At 44.7% G+C, this 17,194-nt stretch carries 18 protein-coding genes; 9 read left to right on the forward strand and 9 right to left on the reverse strand.

The genetic code is table 11. The features are described from left to right. Positions 1–35: 35 nt before the first annotated feature. Positions 36–605 (forward strand): FMN-dependent NADH-azoreductase, encoded by a 570-nt coding sequence (locus tag AY607_RS11505; RefSeq protein WP_064095084.1) that lies wholly within the window; start codon positions 36–38, stop codon positions 603–605. Between the two features lie 63 nt (positions 606–668). Here the strand turns inward: AY607_RS11505 and AY607_RS11510 are convergent, their stop codons facing one another. Then, on the reverse strand, positions 669–1,580 hold the full coding sequence (locus AY607_RS11510) for an alpha/beta hydrolase (protein ID WP_064095083.1): 912 nt from the start codon (positions 1,578–1,580) through the stop codon (positions 669–671). 156 nt (positions 1,581–1,736) lie between these two features. Between AY607_RS11510 and AY607_RS11515 the strand changes: the two genes are divergently transcribed. Next, positions 1,737–2,174: a DUF2147 domain-containing protein gene (locus tag AY607_RS11515; RefSeq protein ID WP_064095082.1), complete on the forward strand. Its 438-nt coding sequence runs from the start codon at positions 1,737–1,739 to the stop codon at positions 2,172–2,174. A gap of 71 nt (positions 2,175–2,245) precedes the next feature. On the opposite strand, the gene AY607_RS11520 is transcribed toward AY607_RS11515, so the two are convergent. Together AY607_RS11520 and AY607_RS11525 are read right to left on the reverse strand one after the other, a co-directional pair. Next, complete coding sequence (locus AY607_RS11520; RefSeq protein ID WP_064102596.1) at positions 2,246–2,596, reverse strand: Spx/MgsR family RNA polymerase-binding regulatory protein; 351 nt, start codon at positions 2,594–2,596, stop codon at positions 2,246–2,248. 492 nt (positions 2,597–3,088) lie between these two features. Further along, positions 3,089–3,907, reverse strand: coding sequence for an exodeoxyribonuclease III (locus AY607_RS11525; RefSeq protein ID WP_064102597.1), 819 nt, complete (start codon positions 3,905–3,907; stop codon positions 3,089–3,091). Between the two features lie 40 nt (positions 3,908–3,947). On the opposite strand from AY607_RS11525, the gene pyrE reads away from it, so the two are divergent. Next, positions 3,948–4,598 carry an orotate phosphoribosyltransferase gene (gene pyrE / locus AY607_RS11530; RefSeq protein WP_064102598.1) on the forward strand — a complete coding sequence of 217 codons (651 nt, stop codon included), beginning with the start codon at positions 3,948–3,950 and terminating at the stop codon, positions 4,596–4,598. A 570-nt stretch (positions 4,599–5,168) separates the two neighbouring features. Here pyrE and AY607_RS11535 read toward each other — a convergent pair. Beyond that, a complete protein-coding gene (locus AY607_RS11535) occupies positions 5,169–5,378 on the reverse strand; it encodes a cold-shock protein (RefSeq protein ID WP_004281299.1) in 210 nt (69 codons plus the stop codon). Positions 5,379–5,929: 551 nt separating this feature from the next. Between AY607_RS11535 and AY607_RS11540 the strand changes: the two genes are divergently transcribed. Next, positions 5,930–6,265, forward strand: coding sequence for a hypothetical protein (locus AY607_RS11540; protein ID WP_064102599.1), 336 nt, complete (start codon positions 5,930–5,932; stop codon positions 6,263–6,265). A gap of 214 nt (positions 6,266–6,479) precedes the next feature. Here AY607_RS11540 and AY607_RS11545 read toward each other — a convergent pair whose 3' ends face one another. From AY607_RS11545 to AY607_RS11560, 4 genes are all read right to left on the reverse strand, one after another. Beyond that, positions 6,480–7,427 carry a copper resistance protein B gene (locus AY607_RS11545; RefSeq protein ID WP_064102600.1) on the reverse strand — a complete coding sequence of 316 codons (948 nt, stop codon included), beginning with the start codon at positions 7,425–7,427 and terminating at the stop codon, positions 6,480–6,482. Beyond that, a complete protein-coding gene (locus AY607_RS11550) occupies positions 7,414–9,180 on the reverse strand; it encodes a copper resistance system multicopper oxidase (RefSeq protein ID WP_064102601.1) in 1,767 nt (588 codons plus the stop codon). The genes AY607_RS11545 and AY607_RS11550 overlap by 14 nt, the downstream gene beginning before the upstream one ends. Positions 9,181–9,221: 41 nt before the next feature. Then, complete coding sequence (locus tag AY607_RS11555) at positions 9,222–9,644, reverse strand: hypothetical protein (protein ID WP_064095074.1); 423 nt, start codon at positions 9,642–9,644, stop codon at positions 9,222–9,224. Positions 9,645–9,768: 124 nt separating this feature from the next. Further along, on the reverse strand, positions 9,769–9,969 hold the full coding sequence (locus AY607_RS11560; RefSeq protein WP_064102602.1) for a DUF3565 domain-containing protein: 201 nt from the start codon (positions 9,967–9,969) through the stop codon (positions 9,769–9,771). Between the two features lie 142 nt (positions 9,970–10,111). On the opposite strand from AY607_RS11560, the gene gshB reads away from it, so the two are divergent. Next, a complete protein-coding gene (gene gshB, locus AY607_RS11565; protein ID WP_064102603.1) occupies positions 10,112–11,062 on the forward strand; it encodes a glutathione synthase in 951 nt (316 codons plus the stop codon). A 50-nt stretch (positions 11,063–11,112) separates the two neighbouring features. Here gshB and AY607_RS11570 read toward each other — a convergent pair whose 3' ends face one another. Continuing rightward, positions 11,113–12,315 carry a CynX/NimT family MFS transporter gene (locus AY607_RS11570; RefSeq protein ID WP_064102604.1) on the reverse strand — a complete coding sequence of 401 codons (1,203 nt, stop codon included), beginning with the start codon at positions 12,313–12,315 and terminating at the stop codon, positions 11,113–11,115. 424 nt (positions 12,316–12,739) lie between these two features. Between AY607_RS11570 and murG the strand changes: the two genes are divergently transcribed. From murG to AY607_RS11590, 4 genes are read left to right on the forward strand one after another with little or no spacing between them, the layout of a single operon-like run. Continuing rightward, a complete protein-coding gene (gene murG / locus AY607_RS11575) occupies positions 12,740–13,837 on the forward strand; it encodes an undecaprenyldiphospho-muramoylpentapeptide beta-N-acetylglucosaminyltransferase (RefSeq protein WP_064095070.1) in 1,098 nt (365 codons plus the stop codon). Between the two features lie 12 nt (positions 13,838–13,849). Continuing rightward, positions 13,850–15,298, forward strand: coding sequence for a UDP-N-acetylmuramate--L-alanine ligase (murC, locus tag AY607_RS11580; RefSeq protein WP_064095069.1), 1,449 nt, complete (start codon positions 13,850–13,852; stop codon positions 15,296–15,298). Between the two features lie 57 nt (positions 15,299–15,355). After that, positions 15,356–16,285 (forward strand): D-alanine--D-alanine ligase, encoded by a 930-nt coding sequence (locus AY607_RS11585; protein ID WP_064095068.1) that lies wholly within the window; start codon positions 15,356–15,358, stop codon positions 16,283–16,285. A gap of 2 nt (positions 16,286–16,287) precedes the next feature. Continuing rightward, positions 16,288–17,142, forward strand: a complete 855-nt coding sequence (locus tag AY607_RS11590; protein WP_064095067.1) for a cell division protein FtsQ/DivIB — start codon at positions 16,288–16,290, stop codon at positions 17,140–17,142. The last annotated feature ends 52 nt before the right edge of the window (positions 17,143–17,194 follow it).

The following is a 17,194-nucleotide window of genomic DNA, read 5'->3' on the forward strand; positions in this document are numbered from 1 at the left end:
ATTATCCAATAGAACCGTAAAGAAAGAGCCACATCATGAAAGTTTTACAGATAGATTCCAGTATTTTAGGAGAAGCCTCAATTTCGCGTCAGTTGACGCAGGCTGTGGTAGAGCAATTACAGCAAAAATATGCCGAGGTAATTGAAGTTGACTATCTGGATCTGGCTGCACAGCCCATTCCACATCTGAATGCTGAAATTTTAATGGGTCAAAATGCAGAACAGACCGCCTTGGGTGACAAAATTTTACAGCAATATTTGCAGGCTGATATCTTGGTCATTGGTGCCGCGATGTATAACTTCGGTTTACCCTCGACTTTAAAGGCCTGGATTGACCGGATCTGTGTCGCAGGACGTACCTTTAAATACACCGAACAAGGTCCTGTGGGTCTGGCGGGAAATAAGAAAGTATATATTGCCAGTAGCCGTGGTGGTGTTTATGGCGAGCAGAGCCCGGCTGATTTTCAGGAAGCTTTCCTGAAAACCGTATTTAACTTTACTGGGGTGACGGATATTGAAGTGATTCGTGCCGAAGGTGTTAACATGGGCGAAACTGCCAAAGCACAAGCGCTGCAAAGTGCATTACAGCAGGTTCAGGCTATTTAACTCAGCCCTTTCCTTTCTGAATAAAGTCAGCTGCGGCTGACTTTTTTACATACTGAATTATATTTAATCCCGATCCAGACCATGGGCAAATTCAGCAAGATCACCTAAGGCCTGTTTGGCTTCATCGAACCAGGCACTGAACATCTGGAAATTATGCCACATGCCGGTATATAGTTTGAATTCAACCTCGATACCTGCCTGCTCGGCTTTTTCTTTAAAACGGGTCGCATCATCCAGCAGAATTTCCTTGGAACCCACCTGAATATGGATCGGGGGCAAGCCGTTTAAATCGGCAAAAAAAGGGGAAACTTCCGGATCGCCACGGTTAATTGAGCGCGGGACATAATATTCAATTCCGGTTTGAAGTGTTTCCAGAGAAAGCAGGGAATCATGTTTCTGGTTATAGCGTAAAGATTCGCTGGTTAAGGTCAGATCCAGCAGGGGAGACAGGAGAATCAAACCGCTGACTTGTGGGAGATTTTCCTGCTGTATTTTAAGTGCCAGCGCCAGTGCCAGATTGGCTCCGCAAGAGTCTCCGGACAGGATGATATCTTTGGCCTGAACTCCTTGATCCAGGAGCAGGTGATAAACATCAAACAAGGCTTCCAGGGCTTCCGGATAGGCAGATTCAGGGGATAGCGGATAATCTACATGTAGGACCTGCATTTGGGTCCGAGCTGCAATTTGCGTCATAAAAGCACGATGGGTTTTTAAGGAACCTAAATAAAATGCCCCACCATGAATATGAAAAATCAGCTGGCTGGATTCCTGCTGTGGTTTGATTTCCTCAGCACGTAGCCCCGCCAGACGTAGGGAGCGAATCTCCACAGTTTTGTCCTGTGGGAAAAGTTTGCACATTTGTTCCAGTGCAAGACGCATAGAACTAGGTGGAAGATTCAATCTGCTCGGGGCACGAATGGCTGTTTTTAAAAAGCTTTCTGTAATTAATTGTTTCGTTAGCGCGTTTATCTTCATTTTCCTTCCATCTTTTTGTGCTTTTATTAATCATGTAGATTATTTACCAACCATATTTACAAGGTTACACTAAATAGTCACAGCTAAAAATTGAAAATTTGTTGTGACTTTTTAATACTAGATTGGTCTATTTTCAGACTAAGGAAATGAAGAAAAATGAAAAAAATAGCGCTTATGTTAGGACTACTAGGCTTATCTGCATTGGCTAATGCTGCGGATCCTTTAAATGGCACGGTATGGAAAACCATTGATGACAAAACCAAGCAGCCGAAGGCGATGGTTAAATTCACTGAACAAAAGAATGGCACTTTGTCAGCTAGCATTCAGTCGGTGTTAACTCCAGGTGAAGAAAATGCCTGTACCAAGTGTGAAGGCCCTTACAAGAACAAATCACTCAAAGGCTTGACTATTGTCAAAGGTCTTAAAAATACTGGTGGTACCAGCTATGACAGCGGTTCAATCCTGGATCCACAATCTGGTAAAACTTATAAGTTGAAAGGTCAGCTAGCTGATGGTGGCAAGAAGCTTGAGCTACGTGGTTTCATTGGTGTAGCGGCATTGGGTCGTAACCAGACCTGGATTCGTGCCAACTGATTTATTTAAGTAGATATTTAAAAGCCTGATGGATGTCAGGCTTTTTTTATGGCGCTTGTTTAAAAAAGGAATCAAGAATCTAAGTTACGATAGGCAGATTCATCAAAACCCGCAATAAATCCTGCAGAGGTCGCCAAGATAGGGCGTTTAATCAAACTGGTGTGGGTGGTTAATGCATTAATTAAAGCATCTTCACTCGATAGGGCCATCTGTTGTTCTTCTGCGCCGAGTTTACGCCAGGTAGTGCCTTTCTTGTTCAAAACTACATCCTGACCCAGGGCGTCCAGCCAGATTTTCACTGTTTCAGCATTGATGCCCTGTTTTTTATAATCATGAAATTCATAAGCGAGACCTTGCTCATTAAGCAGATCAAAGGCTTTTTTCATTGAACTGCAATTTTTAATTCCGTAAATTTTTAACATAGCTGTCATCTAGAAAATTTAAATCATGCATTAGCTTAACCAAATTGGCCACAGCAGACCATGTAAAACCCAACCAGGAAAAAGAAATTTTTTAAGTATCAGTTTTAAATACCCGCCAAGCCCTGTCATTAAAATGACATCAAGCTGCTCTAACATTGGTGGCAAGAAAAAGAATAATCTGCATCATAAAAAATGAAATTGAGGTGTAGCAGAAGTAATAAAAATAGAAAACCCGCATTTAATCATCCTGATCATGCGGGTCTCAATCCAACGTCCAGTGTCACATCCATGCAAAACAGGCTACATCTATAGTCTGTTTTATTTTCGTCCTACGGCGTCCTGTCCTTATATGGTCATCCTGACCTGTCCCTGTGCCGTAGCGCTATAATGCTATGTTATTACATGGAGATAAACCCAAGAAATACGTCATGTCATGTAAGAGATAAACCCTAACTGAGTGAACATATGTTTACTATTTTGCATCATTCGGATTTATAGTTTGTAGTCAATAATCACGGGAGCATGGTCACTAAACCATTGATCTTTATAGACCCAGGCATTCACAGTACGCTCTTTCCAGTCTGGAGAACAGGCCTGATAATCAATTCGCCAACCCACGTTCTTGGCGCGTGCTTGACCACGGTTTGACCACCAGGAATATAACTCGGCTTCTTTGCGCACTTCACGGAAAGTATCGACATAACCCAGCTCATCGTAGATATGATCCAGCCAGGCACGTTCATGCGGCAAGCATCCTGAAGATTTCTGGTTACCTGACCAATTTTTAATATCAATACGTTTATGCACGATATTATAGTCGCCACAGACAATCACTGATCTATTTTCATCACGCCACTGTTTCAGGATTTTCGCGTATTCTTTCAGAAAGTGATCTTTACGTGCTTGCGCTTCATCTCCTGATGAACCGGAAGGCAGATACAGTGAGCAGATCTGTACAGTTTGCTCTAGACCCAAGTCAAATTCAGCGGCAATAAAACGGCCTTGTGAATCAGCCAGTTCAAAACCCAGGCCATCGGTTAAAGACACAAAAGGCAGGCGGCTATAAATGGCAGTACCAGCATACCCCGGACGTTCGGCAGGAAACAGATGCGTGTGCCAGCCTTCAGGTTTGAATTTATCCGTCCACTGCGCATGCGTGATCCGGCTTTCCTGCATGCAAATTACATCAGCTTCAGACTGTTCCATCCATTCTAATAGGCCTTTGGTGACAGATGAGCGTAAGCCGTTGACATTAATTGAAACGACGCGAAGAATTTTTTGATCACCTGGATAGCTACTCTTTGGTATCATGCGCAAGTCTTACCTTAATTAATGGATTTAGGAGCACCTCATGTCAACGCCAGCTCAATTTAACCCGCAAGCTTTTATCGAACTCGCATTATCACGCGGTGTGCTTAAATTTGGTGAGTTTACTTTAAAATCGGGACGTGTGAGTCCCTATTTTTTTAATGCGGGTTTGCTGAATGATGGTGAAGCCTTGACCCTGCTGGCTTCTGGCTATGCTGCGAAACTGACTGAATGTGACCATGTGGAAGTGATCTTCGGCCCTGCATATAAAGGTATCCCTTTTGTGGCAGCTACGGCGGTGGCCTTATCGCAAAATCATGGGGTGAGTGTGCCGTGGGGGTTTAACCGCAAAGAAGCCAAAGACCATGGTGAAGGTGGGGTATTGGTCGGTGCTTCTGTAGCAGGTAAAAAAGTCTGGATCATTGATGACGTGATTACCGCAGGCACAGCAATTCGTGAAGTCGTTACCATCTTGAAGAATGCCGGTGCTCAAATTGCCGGAGTTTTGGTAGCGCTAGACCGCCAGGAAAAAGGCCAGGGGGATTTATCTGCGATTCAGGAAGTACAGCAAGAGCTTGAGATCCCTGTACATGCCTTAATTACAATGAAAGATTTAATGGACTATCTGGAAGCGAAAGGCGACTTAGATGCGTTGGCGAAAATGGAAGATTACCGGGTTAAATACGGTATCTAAGCCTTAATCATGAGAAAAAAGGAAGTTTTGACTTCCTTTTTTTATTTACAGGTAACAGGACCTACGATCAAAACTATTGCTCAGAAGAAGGAATCAGACCGTACATTTTTATTTTAAGATTCAATTTAATTATAAATTCAGCCATTTAATAGCTATCTAGGTTAAATCAAGTAAAATAACTGAAATTTAAGTTAATCCATTGTTTTATAATAATAAAATAAATTAAAAATACTGGAGATCGAAATTAATATTTCATTATTTTTTGTACGCATTTGCTTACATCAATTCAGGCACTTTGCGTCTATACGAGCTGCCCATCATTTCCTATGATGAAGTCATCAGGAACAGGATGTTCCATAGAAGAATAACCAGAGATAAATACAAGGAAAGTAAGGTACGACAGGAGTTATACCAAGCAAACCAACACGGAAAACCCCTGGCAGGATGCTGGGGGTTTTTCACTTTTATCTTTTTATAAAGTCCAACTCAGAACAGCAGTGGCTCAAAATTATTTATCTTCAGAGCTAAAAAAAAGCACCTTCAGGTGCTTTTTTTCATTGTTGGGCTAAATTATAGCGCAACGATATTGATCGCATTTGGACCTTTTTGACCATCAACGACGCTAAAAGAAACACGTTGACCTTCAAACAAAGTTTTGAAACCAGAACTGCTGATTTCTTTAAAGTGTGCAAAAACGTCAGGACCTGATTCTTGTTGAATAAAACCAAAACCTTTAGTTTCGTTAAACCATTTTACTGTACCGGTAACTGTAGTAGACATAATATAAACCTGTTAAATTTTTAATAATTTTAGTCATCGAAATGACTATGGATAACTTGGAAAAACAACAAGAATTGAAATAAAGATCTGAAAAAACTGAGGATTATAAATAATACTGCGGCACTTAAAGAAGTTTAACTAAACAACGCTTTTTTCTAGTTAAAGACAGCATAACCTAAATCATAAAATATTCAAGTTTTTTATATTTATTATTTATTTTGCTTATAAAAATGAGTCGAATTTTTAGCTTTTAAATTTTGTCCTGATCCATTTGAGCTTTATGCAGAGCATTTCAGCATCAGCGAACTAACCCTCCTCCTAAATCTATGTGGTGGTTAAGTTGTTTTATGTTAATCAAAATCGTTTTTTAAGTAATAATGTTTTTATAAGTATATGAATTTTATTAATTTGGTTAAAATAAGGTTTTTGTCTTTAAGTGAGTTATTGTCATTGCCGAGATATAAGAATCCACCTATATTAAAAATTAATTGGAAAAATTAACTATAAGAATTTCTTAATTTTAATTTAAAACCATAACAAGAGTGAGTCTCATGGATTACTGGAACGGCGTGTTGCTTATATCCATCATCACCATGGTTGGGCTGGCCATGATCATCCTGTTTGTCGGATGTAAAATGTGGAAAAATCTGGTGGTGACTTTGCTGATAGCCACCTTGATTGGTTTTCTGATTATGTGTGCGATCAACTTTATCTTTGGTAACCGTCTGCAATTTTTTTGGGATATGCCTCAAAGTCACAATAGTAATTTCATGCTGGAAATGGGGCTGATGAGCCTATTAATCGGTGGCGTGAGTACTTTTATCATTATGCTCGGCACGCTGGTAGCAAAAAGTAATAATAGAAATCAAAATGATGAAGACTACTAACTACTATACTAGTTGTTATCAAACTAACAGATATCAGCATAAGCGGGAACGTACCGGAAAACCCAAAAAGTATAATGAGAATGCTTATAAAATCTAAAATCAAAAAAAATTATCTTCAGCCCAAAACACAGCAGCATAGGGCTACGGAGTATGAATGTAGTTTCATCTTCCGTAGCGACATGATTAACCTGTAAAAAATTAAATTTAAGAAAACTTAGAACATCATTCTCAGGCCTGCCCCATAGATCCAGCCTTTTTCAGAGTCAGAGCTTTGCTGCCAGTCCGTCTGTTTATTACCTTTACTGTATTCATAACCCACTTCCAGATAAGGCATGAGCTTTTTTCTCAACTCATAACGTGTTTCCAGACCCAAGGTTGCATGACGAAGACCGGTTTTTTTCGCATTCGCTGCCTGATCATTCAGGGTGAGATCCAGCTCGATAAAAGGCTGCATAATCAGTTTCTGCGTCAATAACAGGTCACGTTCCGTTTCCAGCTTTAATCCCACAAAGTCATCTTCACCGATATACAGATAAGCATCAGTTTCAAAAAAGTAGGGAGCCAGGCCATGCAGGCCAAATACCGCATCGAAACGCTCGTTCTGTTGTCGTATTGCAGCCCCAGCTAAATTTTCCTGACGGTAACGCACACCGGCCTGTACATCCCAGAAATCAGAAATATTTCGGCTATACAGCACTTTGGCATCATATTCGGCCGGATGGGATTTATGTTTGTCGGCTTCTAGCTTGAGGAAAATTTTATTTTCATCCGTGCCGACTCTGGCCTGGTTCTTGGACTTGAATGCTCCATTTCCCTCTGAACTATGCTGCCATTTCTGGTCCAGAATAATCTGGCTATAAATCTGTGCGCCATGTTCTTTACGGTGATCGTGTTCGCTGGCAGAACTGACTGAATTTTGTGGTGTGTTCAGCGCCTGCTGTTGATGCAATAGCTTTGGTGGCGGTTGATAGGATGCTTCATCTGCAGTTTCAGTATGCTGTGGGTAGTCATCAGCCATGTTTTGCATGGCATGATGTCTGCTATGATGCTGATGTTCATTATGACCCGTATGCTCGCTAGAAGCTGCCGCAAAAATACTCAGACTGCTTAGGGTAAGCGCACTACTGAGCACTGACTTTACCAAAAGATTAGTGATGTGCATGGCTTTCTCCTTGAGCTGCTGCTGGCTTTGACGGCATTTTTTGTGAAGAGGAGTGAGACGCTTGATCTTCGTCAACCTGTGCCACAATCAGCTTGTTCATCATGCCGGCACTCATGTGATAGAGCAGATGGCAGTGAATCGCCCATTCTCCCAGTTCGTCAGCTGTGAGCAGGGTCGTGACCGTTTTCCCGGGCGGCACAATCACGGTGTGTTTATTCGGCATATTTGCAGCAGACTGACCATTTTCCAGCTGCATAAACATGCCATGCAAATGCATCGGATGGGCCATCATGCTGTCATTGATAAATTTCAGCCGGATCCGCTCGCCATATTTCACCTGAAGTGGCTCGGCATCACTGAATTTTTTACCATTAATAGTCCAGATGTAGCGCTCCATGGTTCCACCCAGACGAATCACCAGTTCACGTTCTGCTGCGCGGGTATCAGGTTGCGGTGTCAGGGCTTTGAGGTCTTGATATTGCAAGGCTTTGTGTCCTGCAGGCGTAGACATATTGGCCCAGCCCTCAACCGGCTGATGAGGCTGATTGGTTCCGGACATGGCACTATGACTTGCATGCATGTCGTGCTGGGCATGCTCATCATGTTCACTTGTGGCAGTCTGCGTGGTCTGGCTGCTGTGTGTGTCATGCGACATATCATGCTGCTCAGCATGTCCCATATCTTCCATGGTCAATAAGGCACGAGGGCGCGGTGTTGGTAATTGAACCGAAGCCGGGGTTTTGCTTGAATCAGTTGCCTGATGCAGACTGCCAATGGCAAAGCCTGAGCGGTCGATCGATTCTGCTTCAATCTGGTAATGCGCTGCAGGGGGTTCCACAATCACATCATAGGTTTCAGCAGTTCCAATCCGGAATTCATCTACAGCGACAGGCTGTATAGCTTGTCCATCGGCACTGACCACGGTCATTTTTAGCTGGGGAATACGCACATCGAAAAATGACATGGCGGAAGCATTGATGAAACGCAGGCGGACTTTTTCTTTGGGCTGGAACTGGCCACTCCAGTTCTGTTGTGGTGTTTTTCCATTGACCAGAAAGGTATAACCGGTAACATCAGACAGGTCGGTTTTCAGCATGCGCATCTGGTTCCACATCTTGCGGTCTGACCAGGTGGCCTTGAGGCCATCACGTTTCACCTGCTGGAGTACATCGCCTACGGTTTCGCGCTGGGTCTGATAATATTCGGCCGATTTTTTTAAATTGTTTTGAATCTGCTGGCTGCCCTGTTCGTGAAAATCCGACAGCATCACCACATAATCCCGCTCGGTCTGTTCATGTGCAGGTAGCAATGTCTGGGCTTTGGGGCGAATCACCAATGCGCCATAGAGGCCGTCCTGTTCCTGACCTTTGGAATGTGCGTGATACCAGTAGGTGCCGTTTTGACGAACCTTGAAACGATAAGTAAAAGACTGTTTCGGTTTGATCCCCTGAAAACCGTTAAATCCAGGGACGCCATCCATCAGCCCGGGCAGGAGCAGGCCATGCCAGTGCAGCGAGGTATCCTGATTGTTCAGGTTGTTTTGTACATGAATGACTGCATCATCACCTTCTTCAAATTCCAGCAAGGGTGCAGGGAATTTTCCGTTTACAGTGATACGCTTGACCGTCTTTCCGGTGAGATTGATCGGGCTTTCATCAATGACCAGATGATATTCTTTTACGGCTGCAAACAGGGCAGACGACGAGATGAGACCGAAGCCCAGACACAGGCTTTGACTGATTTTAAGCAACATAACTTAATCCTTAATGAATAAAAAAATTTAAAAATTCAGGATCAAGCTTTGGGTGGGCGTAAGATTTCTTGCCAGTAACCGGCAAGGTGCTTGGCATGGTAAGCAGGGAGGAGGGTTTTTTCCGGATAACCGTAATCAGGCACGCTTAACTCGGGCGTTGCAATGGGCAGGCTGGTGACCAGGTTCTGGCAGGCCATAGTGCCACAATCCAGACAGTCTGATGACTGCTGGGTGCTGTCACTGACACAATCCGGTTGTACCAGAATCTGATCTTGATGATGATCAGTCTCATGCAGCGAGTGAGAAGCAGATGGTTTTTTCATTTCCAGACAATGACTGCTCATTTTTTCAGTCGACATGACCAGATGCATGGTGTTTGCAGATGCGACAGACACACTGCTCCAGCCTATGGCAAAAACCACAAGCATCACCAACCAGATCTGTTTGACGAGCCGTATGAGCAAAAGTACACCCTGAAAAAATGCGCTGCATGTTTGAGCAATAAAAGCATAAACGCAGTAACTCAAATTAGCAAATTCTGGACAAGATTATTTTTTAGGTCACCTACATACTACTTTTTTCATAGGTTCAGGTTTCAGTTTCGCACTTTTCACACTTTTTACAATCCAGCAGTATCCCGATCTTTTCCTTGCGCCCTTGCTCGGTCATCACCCAAGGACGGTTTTGCCATGGCGGGGTATGCCGTACATGCTGGCCATGTCCGCAGGCCAGCCCTGCAACCCAATGCTGTTCTTCATCCAGATGAAAACTGATAATGGCCTGTTGCATGGTATACCTCCTGTGAGTTCAATCTGCCTCAGTATTGTTCTAAAAACCTATATAAATAAGTCATGCAAAATCCCCATAAACAAAAGAATCGACACAAGCTATACTGCTTGCCAAGTCATTTTTTGAAAAAGAGCAGAGACACATGCGCGTACTTGTTGTGATGGATCCCATCGAAAATGTAAACCTGAAGAAAGACTCGACCATGGCCATGCTATGGGCAGCGGCACGTCGCGGGCATGAACTCGGTTATGCATTGCAGCAAGATTTATATATCGATCAGGGCAAGGCCTTTGGTCTGATCGCACCGTTACAGGTATTTGAAGACTACGACCATTATTATGAACTTGGCGAAAAACAAAAAGAGTCGATCGCTGCTTATGACGTGGTCTTGATGCGTAAAGATCCGCCTTTTGATATGAACTTCGTCTATACCACTTATATTCTGGAGCAGGCAGAGCGCGAAGGAGCATGGATCATCAACAAACCGCAAAGCCTGCGTGACTGTAATGAAAAACTGTTCGCGACCCAGTTCCCGTATCTACAAGTTCCGACCTTGGTGACTTCACAGCAAAGCCTGATTCGTGAATTTCTCAAAGAACAGGTCGATGTCATTGTAAAACCGCTGGATGGCATGGGCGGCACCGGGATTTTCCGCCTGTATCAGGACGGGATCAATATCGGTTCAACCATTGAAATGCTGACCAATAACGGCACCCAGCCGATTATGGCGCAGCGTTATATTCCGGAAATTGTCGAAGGTGATAAACGCATCCTGATGATTAATGGCGAGCCAGTGCCGTATTGTCTGGCCCGTATTCCACAAAATGGTGAAGTGCGCGGCAATCTGGCCGCGGGTGGCCTAGGCGAGGCACGCCCACTGACTGAAACTGACAAAGCCATTGCAGCAAAAGTAGGGCCGTATCTCAGAGAGAAAGGTCTGGTCTTTGTGGGGCTGGATGTTATCGGAAATTATGTCACTGAAATTAATGTAACCAGTCCAACCTGTATCCGTGAAATTGATACGCAGTTTGGCACCTCGATTGCGGATGATCTGTTTGCCGTGTTGGAAGCGGGGCAGGCCAATCAGGTTTAAAGGTAAAATCAGGTGAAAGAAGAGTCTGCTTGCAGGCTCTTTTTACCTTTTTATTTCGGGTAACGCTTAAATAAATATGCCGTCATTACCATGCCTAGCATCGAAAGGCAGACGGTGATAATGGCAAGATTGGCCCAGTATTGGGTGGCAGATATCAGCGCAGCGCTCAGGGTCGGTATAAAAAACTGTGCGCAGGCTGAAATTTGTAAAACCAGACCCACACTGGCCGCTGCTGCATAGGCGCGTGGTGCATAATGCAGGGTAATCGCAAAAACAGTGGTCGGGATCATCCCGCCAATCAGTGAAAACAGCACGGCACTGACAACCTGCAATTCAAATGAGAGCCAGGAATTTGCGGCAAATACCAAGCAACTGCTACAGAGCATTGCCACAAATCCGGTACTCAATAAGGTGCGCGGTCTATAACCCTGTTGCAGCAACATGCCTGCGCCAAAAGTACCACCCAGATTGGCCAGAACGACCATCGAGACCAGCATCCCTGCGCGTTTTAAGTCCAGCCCCTGTTCAACATACAGCGTAGGCAGGAAGCCCGTGACAGTAATCCATTGACTGGTATAACAGGCAAAAATAATCGCCAGACAGATAATGGGAGGATGAGTCAGGGTAATTTGAACAATCTGCCAGAATGAGGTGTTTTCTGTAGCTGCCTGGGTAGAGTCTGGCTGTGTTACCAGGGCAGGTTCAATATTTAAATATTGTTTGATCATGCCAGCAATGACAAGGCACAGGCAGCCCAAAATGGCCCAGATCGTTTGCCAGTCCAGATATTCAAGCAGGAGAGGAATCATCAATACGGCCAGACTGACACCGATGCCCATATAGGAACTCCAGAGTCCCATCTTGAAATTCAGTGTTTCAGCGCGGCTGGTACGTTTTAAAATTGCTGGCGCACACAAGGAGATGGTTAAAAACCCGATTCCTTCCATAAAACGCAATACATATAAAGTGGCAGGCTGCGTAATCCAGAGCCCGGCAAGACTGCTCAGCCCTAAAATGATTAAGGCCATGATCAGGCAGCGCTTTAATCCCATTTTTTCCGAGAAGGCGCCAATGCATAGCGCAAACAGCATTCCGGCGGCCTGCACCAGTGCTAACGAAAAACCAGCCTGAGTAAAACTCAGGTTTAAATCCTGCTGCAACACAGGAATCACGGCCGAAAGTTTGCCCACATGGATCGCAGCCAGATAACCGGCCAAGATAATCCATACATCACGCAATGAGATTTTTGACATCTATCCGAACTGAGTCCATTTAAAGCATCTGCTTGTACATCAAGCATCATTCATATATAGATATGAATAACATGAAAGTTTTATAAAATTTATAGGTTTTAAGCCTAAGCTCATTAGTCGATGATAAGACATGGATTGACCGGGAGTGAGCTGTAAATGGTTCTAAATAAAGCCCTATCCGGGGCAAGATCATTGATAATATAATGAAAAGTGAGTTTAAAATTGATATGATATGTCACTTAAGTCGAAGGAAAAGTGCAGACCTTATAAATAAAACGAGTCCAAACTTGAAATTTGCGTGAAAAAAACAATTAAAGCCTTGTTGAAATAAAGTAAATAAACTTTCATGGCCTGAGGTTTGTGATTACAATTGATTACTTAAATCAGATTTCCTGCTCCATTTTTAGTATTGAAGAATTAAACCGTGACCGACGCTCAGCAAAAACAGCCTAAACATGTCATGATGATGGCCGCAGGTACAGGTGGACATGTGTTTCCAGCGTTAGCTGTTGCCAAAGATTTACAACAAAAAGGTATACAGGTTTCATGGTTAGCCACCCCCACAGGCATGGAAAACCGCCTGTTAAAAAACCAGAATATTCCCATTTATCACATTGATATTCAGGGTGTGCGTGGCAATGGTTTCTTACGTAAAGCCTTGGCGCCTTTTAAAATCATGAAAGCCACCTTCAGTGCCATGAAATTCATGAAACAGCTTCAGGTCGATGCCGTGGCAGGCTTTGGCGGTTATGTGGCAGGCCCGGGTGGTTTGGCCGCGCGTATCTTAGGCATTCCGGTGCTGATTCATGAACAGAATGCAGTCGCCGGTTTTACCAATACCCAATTGTCGCGTGTGGCAAAGACGGTGTGTCAGGCTTTTCCAAATACCTTTCCGGCCCAAGAAAAAGTCGTGACTACAGGTAATCCGGTACGACAAGAAATTAGTGAAATTTTAAATCCGTCCTGGCGTTATCAGGAGCGTGACAAGGCAGGACTGCCCTTACGTATTCTGATTGTTGGCGGATCTTTGGGGGCGCAAGCCTTAAATGAACGGGTTCCGGAAGCTTTAAAGCAACTCAATGTGCCATTAAGCGTCTATCATCAGTGTGGGCAAAACCATGCCGAGTCGACACGGGCACGTTATGAAAATGCACCAGCCAGTTTGCAAGTTGAAGTACAGCCCTTTATTGAAGATATGGCCAAAGCCTATTCTGATGCCGATCTGGTGATTTGCCGTGCCGGAGCTTTGACTGTAACTGAAATTGCCACTGCCGGCGTAGCTGCGATTTTTGTGCCGCTTCCAAGTGCAGTGGATGATCATCAGACGGCCAATGCCGGTTTCCTGGCCAATATCAATGCGGCAAAGATTTGCCCGCAGGCCACAATGACCCCGGAAAGTTTAAAAACATTATTAGAGCCGATGCTGAATCGCCAACTGTTAATGGAAATGGCCGTGAAAGCACGCCGACAGGCTCAACCCGATGCGACTCAACATGTGGTCCGTTTAATTCAAGAATTGTAATCCGAGTAAACTATGTCTCCAACAACCCCAGCTGAACAAGCGAAAAAGTTAATTAAAGTGCCAGAAATGCGCCGTATCAAACACATTCATTTTGTGGGGATCGGCGGCGCAGGCATGTGTGGTATTGCGGAAGTGCTGAAAAACCAGGGCTATAAAGTTTCCGGTTCAGATATCAAGACATCCAATACCACCGCACAGCTGGAAGCGAATGGCATTAAAGTCTATATCGGACATACTGCAAATAATATTAAGGGCGCCAACGTGATCGTGGTCTCTACCGCGATTGATAAGGAAAATCCGGAAATTAAAACCGCGATTGAAAACCGTATTCCTGTGGTTCGCCGTGCGGAAATGTTGGGTGAACTGATGCGTTATCGTCATGGTATTGCCGTTGCCGGCACGCATGGCAAGACCACGACCACCAGTCTGATCACCTGTATGCTGGCTGAAGAAAACATGGATCCAACCTATGTGATCGGTGGTTTGCTGAACCGTACCGGTATGAATGCAGCCTTGGGCGCCAGCCGTTATATTGTGGCCGAAGCCGATGAGTCAGATGCTTCTTTCCTGCACCTGGAACCAATGGCTGCCGTGGTGACCAATATTGATGCCGATCATATGGATACCTATGGCGGTAGCTTCGATGTCCTGAAAGATACTTTTATCCAGTTCCTGCAAAAACTGCCATTTTACGGCTTGGCCGTAGTCTGTGGTGATGATGCCAATATCCGTGAAATCATGCCGCGGATTGCACGTCCATTACTGACTTATGGCTTCAATGAAGACAATGACATCCGCGCAGTAGATGTTGATCAGGATGGCATGCAAACCCACTTTACCGTATTGCGTAAAGAGCGTGAGCCATTGCGTGTAACGGTCAACCAGCCAGGTTTGCATAATGTGCTGAATGCCTTGGCTGCGATTGGTATAGCAACTGATGAAGGCGTGTCTGATGCTTCAATCTGCCGTGCACTGGAAGGTTTTAGTGGTGTGGGTCGCCGCTTTGAAGTTCAGGGTGAGTTTGCGATTGAAGGCGGTGACGTGAAACTGGTGGATGACTATGGTCATCATCCAAAAGAAGTCGAAGCGACGATTAAAGCTGCGCGTCAGAGTCATCCGGACCGTCGTCTGGTAATGATGTTCCAGCCACACCGTTATAGCCGTACCCGTGACTGCTTTGATGATTTTGTGGAAGTACTTTCGACTGTAGACCAGTTATTGTTGCTGGATGTTTATCCTGCTGGCGAAAAACCGATTGTCGGGGCGGACAGCCGTACTTTGGCCCGCAGCATTCGTCTACGTGGTGAAGTCGAGCCAATTCTGGTCGATGCGGCGGACGGCAACCTGAATCAGATCATGAGAAAAGTATTGCAAGCAAATGACTTGTTATTAACCCAGGGCGCAGGTAATGTTGGAGCAATCTCAGTCGAACTTGCGCAAAATCACTTATATATAAAATAGTCATCTTGCGTGACTGAATTGAATTGACCAGATTGAAAAAAGTTTAAGGATATAAACGTGTCAAATGCTTCAAAATTCGGAAAAGTTGCCGTGTTGCTTGGTGGTAAATCTGCAGAGCGTGAGGTTTCTTTAGACAGTGGTACGGCGGTACTTGAGGCATTAGTGCGTTCAGGGGTCAATGCGGAAGCGTTTGATCCGCAGGAGCGTAGTGTCACAGAATTGGTGAATTATGATCGTGCATTCATTGTATTGCATGGTCGTGGCGGGGAAGACGGCCAGATCCAGGGTGTACTGGAATGGCTAAACGTACCGTATACCGGTACGGGTGTACAGGGTTCTGCCATCGGCATGGACAAGGTCAAGACCAAACAGGTCTGGCAGGGCTCGGAATTGCCGACAGCACCGTATCGTATTGTCACCAAAGATTCCGATGCGGCTGACATTGTTAATTCTTTAGGCTTGCCTTTGATTATCAAGCCGGTACATGAAGGTTCCAGTATCGGTATGAGCAAGGTCGAAAAAATTGAAGACTTTGCCGAAGCGATTGCCAAGGCAACTGAACACGATGCCGTAGTGATGGCAGAAAAATGGATTACCGGTCGTGAATTCACCATTGTGGTTTTAAATGGTCAGGCGCTGCCGGTGATTCGTCTTGAACCGCCTCAAGATGTTGCCTTCTACGACTATGAAGCTAAATATAACCGTAATGATGTGCAATATGGCATCCCGTGTGGTTTAAGCGAAGCTGAAGAGCAGCAGTTAAAAGCCTTGAGTTTACGCGCGTTCCAGGCAGTCGGCGCCAGCGGTTGGGGCCGGATTGATGCCATGCAGGATGAACAGGGCAATTTCTGGCTGCTTGAAGTCAACACCGTGCCGGGTATGACCAGTCATTCTCTGGTGCCAAAAGCGGCAGCTGCAGTCGGATACAGTTTTGATGAGCTGTGTGTTGCGATTCTGGAACAGACTCTGACCGGTTCGGCACACTAAATATGGCTCAGCTTCCTGTTTCCATGCGCCGTAAACGTGCTGCAATTACCTCGATTCACGACAAGCCGCCAACACGCAAAGAAAAGCTGGCTAATTTTGGTGGTTGGTTATTGTTGTGTATCGCGGTGCTGGTACTGGCCGCTGGAGTATGGGGTTTATATAAAGTCATGACCAATACTGATGTAGCAGAACTGGGCGTAGTAGGTACGCGCTCGGCTGCTGAACAGCATCAGGTCATGCAATATGTATCACCGATTGTGACCGAAAACTATTTTACTTCGGATTTGGAAGCGATCCGCGACCGTACCCTGGAATTGTCCTGGGTGGACCGGGTCGTGGTTTCTCGAGCGTGGCCAAATGGTATTCGGGTCAGGGTCATGCCGCATCATGCAATTGCACGTTGGGGAACAGGGCGTTTATTAAGTGACAGTGGCGTGATTTTTACGGAAGTCACACCCAAGAATTATCAGGCATTACCGTTACTACATGGGCCGGCGAGCCATGCAGAAACCATGATGCGTCGTTATAATGAAATTAATCAGTTATTTTTACCACAAGGCATTCGTCTAAAAGAATTATACCTCACCGAGCGAATGACCTGGTTTATGCAGTTTGATTCGGGTTTAAGAATAATTGTGGATAAAGATCAGACCATGAGCAAATTACAGCGTTTGAGTCAGCTGTCCCAGCGTGATTTGAAGCCGGTCTGGTCTAAAATCTCGGCTATCGACCTGCGTTATCGCAATGGATTGTCGATACAGTGGAAAAATTCAATTTCGCCTAAAATTGTAAATGGACATTTTATTGTAACCATTAATGACATGGGCGTTGAGAATAATGTAACAGTAAAGCCATAATGACCGGCTTTAAAAAATAGAGGCATTTAAAGCCATAAATCTAACAAACACG

It is taken from the genome of Acinetobacter sp. SFA, from assembly GCF_001647535.1.
GTDB lineage: Bacteria > Pseudomonadota > Gammaproteobacteria > Pseudomonadales > Moraxellaceae > Acinetobacter > Acinetobacter pecorum.